1 protein-coding gene is annotated in these 705 nt (G+C 39.4%); it reads left to right on the top strand.

Translation table 11 applies throughout. The features are described 5' to 3' along the window. Window positions 1-529: transposase (locus N5D46_RS14735; protein ID WP_280050452.1), on the top strand; the 529-nt coding region annotated here is incomplete at its 5' end. Between the last annotated feature and the right edge of the window lie 176 nt (window positions 530-705).

Here is a 705-nt window from a genome sequence, read left to right as displayed (position 1 = left end):
CAAATATGTAGCGTTGTTACGCAAAGAAAAGCTTGCCGAGGGGCACATCTTAGAAAGTTTGTTTGAAAAGCATTGGGTTGTTTATGCCAAACGGTCATTTGGCGGCCCAAAACAAGTGATTGAGTATCTGGGTAGATATACCCACAAGGTAGCCATTAGCAACCATCGCATTACAAATGTAACCCATCAAGAAGTTACTATCAATTATAAAGATTATAGAGACGGAAGTGAAACCAAGCAACTCACATTAAAAAACGAAGAATTCGCCCGCCGTTTTAGCTTGCATGTTTTACCGAAACGATTTGTTCGCATACGGCACTACGGAATTTTAAGCAGCAGTTGGAAACGTGGCAAACTACAGCAGTTACAAGAAGAATTACACGTTGCGCGAGCATTAGTAGAGCCTAAAACACAACATCGAAAATGTTATTGTTGTAAAGTGGGGAATCTGGTTACGTTGCACGTTTTTGGACAAAGAGGTCCGCCAGAAAAGTATCTTATCGGAAACAAACTTGCTTCTGTGAATTAACTTTTACGGGTAAGGGAATTTGTGTTTAAAGCACAAAAAAACAGCCAAAACGCATGAAGAAATACAACTTCAACCACAAAAAAAACAGTAATCCTAAAATTACTGCTTGTATATCTTAAAGCCACATTTCGAAAACCCCATAATACATAAAGCTACTCCGGTTCCGTTCAACGGGC

It is taken from the genome of Empedobacter sp. GD03865, from assembly GCF_029840775.1.
GTDB lineage: Bacteria > Bacteroidota > Bacteroidia > Flavobacteriales > Weeksellaceae > Empedobacter > Empedobacter falsenii_B.
This window is presented reverse-complemented; position numbering and strand designations above follow the sequence as displayed.